This is a genomic window from Kitasatospora sp. NPDC002551 (assembly GCF_040296005.1).
Classification (GTDB): domain Bacteria; phylum Actinomycetota; class Actinomycetes; order Streptomycetales; family Streptomycetaceae; genus Kitasatospora.
This window is the reverse complement of sequence record NZ_JBEOWI010000148.1, coordinates 1-3275: the sequence shown is the minus strand read 5'-3', so window position 1 is coordinate 3275 and position 3275 is coordinate 1. Positions and strand designations below refer to the sequence as shown.

At 71.5% G+C, this 3275-nt stretch carries 4 protein-coding genes; 3 read left to right on the top strand and 1 reads right to left on the bottom strand.

Going from position 1 to position 3275, the window contains the following annotated elements; translation table 11 throughout:
• The coding region (locus ABT093_RS40665) for a ParB/RepB/Spo0J family partition protein (protein ID WP_350572546.1) at positions 1 to 1318 on the top strand (1318 nt) is incomplete at its 5' end.
• Between the two features lie 13 nt (positions 1319 to 1331).
• Here ABT093_RS40665 and ABT093_RS40660 read toward each other — a convergent pair.
• Entirely contained in the window at positions 1332 to 1562 is a 231-nt protein-coding gene (locus tag ABT093_RS40660) for a hypothetical protein (RefSeq protein ID WP_350572545.1), read from the bottom strand.
• A gap of 10 nt (positions 1563 to 1572) precedes the next feature.
• Between ABT093_RS40660 and ABT093_RS40655 the strand changes: the two genes are divergently transcribed.
• Together ABT093_RS40655 and ABT093_RS40650 are read left to right on the top strand one after the other, a co-directional pair.
• Positions 1573 to 2427, top strand: a complete 855-nt coding sequence (locus ABT093_RS40655) for a DUF4417 domain-containing protein (RefSeq protein ID WP_350572544.1) — start codon at positions 1573 to 1575, stop codon at positions 2425 to 2427.
• 162 nt (positions 2428 to 2589) lie between these two features.
• The gene (locus tag ABT093_RS40650) at positions 2590 to 3273 is read left to right on the top strand and encodes an NUDIX hydrolase (protein ID WP_350572543.1); all 684 of its coding nucleotides are present in this window, start codon (positions 2590 to 2592) and stop codon (positions 3271 to 3273) included.
• Positions 3274 to 3275: the final 2 nt, after the last annotated feature.

Sequence of the window (3275 nt, the reverse complement as noted above, 5' to 3'; positions counted from 1 at the left end):
CATGACCATCGCCACGGTGGAAGCCTCGCCGCCCGAGGGCGGCAGCATGATCCAACTGACCGAGATCCTCCAGCGCAGCGCCAAGCTGAGGCAGCGCCGCTTCGAGACGCTGCCGATGCGCGGACCGGGCAGTCCGTTCACCGAGCCCCAGGGACGCAAGCCCGGCGACGTGACCGCCCCGGAGGAGCTGTCCGACCTCATCTCGTCGATGTCGGTCGTGGGCATGCTCGAACCCGTCCTCGCGGAAGAGATCACCGTCGCCGGCCGCGCCCCGACCATCCGCCTGGTCACCGGCGAGCGCCGCCTGCGGGCCATGCGCTGGGGTGCCCAGAACCTGCCGGACAACCCGCACTTCGCGGCGCTGCCCGCCGTCGTGTGCCCGGGCCCGCTCAGTGACGAAGAGCGCCATATGTGGAGGTTTGTGGAGAATTTCGCCCGTGAGCCTCTGCGCCCGGGCGAGCAGGCCGCTGCCCTGATGTACCAGCGGTGCGCCGTGCTGGTCGGCAAGCTGCTGCGGGCCGGCAAGCCCGTCCCGGGCCACGTCTACGCCATCACCGACAGCGTCGAGCGCTTCAAGGCGCTGGAGAAGATCCGCGGTACGGACCAGAGCTGCGCGGCACCCTGGACCGAGGTCCTCAGCCGCCTCGGCCTTCAGCTGACCGAGCGCAAGGCCACCGAACTCGTGCGCGCTTTCCGGGAGCTGCCCCGGGAGTTGACGGAGGAGATGGACGAGGAGGCCGTCCGTCTCAACACCAGGATCAAGTTCGCGGCGCTGCGCCGCGGGCGCGAGGCCGCGGCGGCCGACATCTGGGCGGCGCTGAAGGGCAGCAGCCGCCTGCACCTGCTGCCCAGTGCCGTGGACATCGGCCTGACGGCACCGGAACTCGAGCCCGACGAGGTGATCGAGGCTGCGGAGGAACGCCTGGAACGGGCCAACGCCGGCCGCCGCCGCGCGCTCACCCGCGTCCCCGAGCCCCTCAGCCCCGCCGACACGGAGACCGAGGGAACGGACGACGCCCGGGAGGAGACCCAGGACGCCGGGCCCGTCAGCCAGGTCGAGCGCCCAGCTGTCGCCGCCGTTCCCGCTCCCCCCGCGCAGGACACGCCACCGGCTCCCCCTCCGGCTCCCGCAGCGGATTCCCAAGTAGTCCGCAGCGCCCTTGACGGACTCCGCAGCCTGCTGGCCGAGGTCCGCGCGGGACGTGAAGTCCCCCGGTACGACCGCGGGTCACTGCGCCTGGCGCTCCGCGAACTCGAACAGCACCTGGCCGACGCGGCCAACCCCACCCCGATCAAAGAGAGCGAGACCGCCGCATGACCACCGTTTCCCTTCAGATGCCCCGAGTCGGCCAGCCGTTGCCCCTGCCCGGCCGCGGCTGCGACTGCCGCGCCTGCGCGTTCTGGACCGGCCCGGACGGCCGGGGAGGCCCGGCGACCGTCGAGCCGCTGTGCTCGGGCAGCAACTCGGACTGCTCGTACTGCGGCTGCTCCGCGACCGAGGCGGGCTCGCCCGCCGGTGCGTGCGGCGGCTGCCCGATCCGCTGCGGATCACGCACGGACATCGCGCAGTGGATGGCCGATGTGGGCGGCACCCTCACGTTCGACGACATCACCATCGACGGCGTCCTGCCCGAGCTTCCGGCCTTCATCCCGATGACCGACGGATCGGCCGTCACTCAGCTGGACGCCAGCCTGCGCTGGCCCGCGTACGGGGTCGGTCTCCGCCGGGTGTTCAGCCCCGACACGCACTCGATCTACCCGCGCTTCGCCGGCAAGCAGGCCCGTGAGGTCCTCGCCCTGCGCGAGGGCCAGAAGGCCATCCTCGTCGGCTACGGAGAGGACCCGCTGGTCGAAGCGCTCTGGACGTACCGTAAGCGGGACGGCCTGGTGGAGGAGATCGCCGCCCAGGGCTGGGACCTGGTCCTCGCTCCCAACTTCAGCATCTACGGCAACTGGCCGAGGGCCGAGCACCTGCTCAACATGCGCCGGTGCCTCCTGATCGCCCAGGAGCTCGCCGACGCCGGTGTTCCCACCGTTCCGAACATCTACTGGTTCCGCCTGGAGGACCTCAAGCGTTACACCTCTTGGATCGAGGACGCGCCGCCGCCGGCGATCGCCGTCAACCTGCAGACCGTCAGGGAGAACTCGAACTGGGACACGTGGGCGCTGCCCGGTCTCTACTGGCTGGCGGAGAACCTGCCGGCCGACATGCCGATCATCCTCACCGGCCTGTCGCGGACCGACAGGATCGCCCAGGTGGTCGCGCTCTTCGGCAACCGCCTGACCCTGGTCAGCCAGAATCCGCACCAGTACGCGCTGCACGGCGCGATCATGACCGCGAACGGTCGTGAGGACGTCCACGCCCGGCCGGGCGACGCCTTCGCCTCCACGGTCCAGTTCATGGCCTCACTCCTGCCGCCTCGGTGAGCGGCCGTCACACGAAAGCCCCGCGCGGCACCTCTATCTGCCGACCCCGGACCGGGGCTTCCAGCACCCGCCCCGGGCACCCGCGCCAGCACGGTCCGGTCGCGAGCGGGCCTGTACGCCCGGGCACCGACGCTTCCAGTTCCATCCGAAGGGACACCGACGATGCACGACTACGACGCTCTCAGGGCCACCCGTCCCGAATGGTTCACGAACACACCGGGCGGAATCGACATCGAGACCGCCCCCGACGCGGTCGCCCGCGCCGGCGGCGTCATCTACCAGGACACCAGGCGGATCGTGCTCTGCGACGCCGTGACCTTCCCCGGCGGCCGGCCCGGCACCTACCTGCGCACGATGAGCGCCTCCCCCCAGCCCGGCGCCGCCGTCCTACCGATGCTCCCCGACGGGAGGCTCGTGCTCGTCGAGCACTTCCGGCACGCCACCCGGTCCTGGCACTTGGAAGCTCCGCGTGGGTTCGGCGCGGCGGGTCTGACCTCGACCGACACCGCGGCCAAGGAGCTGAGCGAGGAGATCGGGGCGAACGCCCCCGAGTTGCTGGCCCTCGGCCGGGTCCACCCCGACACCGGTGCCCTGGGCGACGAGGTCCGCCTCTTCGCCGCGCTGATCGCTTCGGTCGGTCCACTCGCCACCTCCGAAGGCATCCGCAAGGCGCTCACCGTGACGTTCGAAGAGGCGGAAGCGATGGTCCGCGACGGCCAGATCACCGACGGCCTGACCATCGCCCTGTTGTACCGGGCCCGGCTGCACGGCCTTGCCTCCCCCGCTGCGCCCCTGTACGCCGGTGCGAAGCCTGCTGGCCGGCACAGGGCGGTTGCCGGCGTGTGATC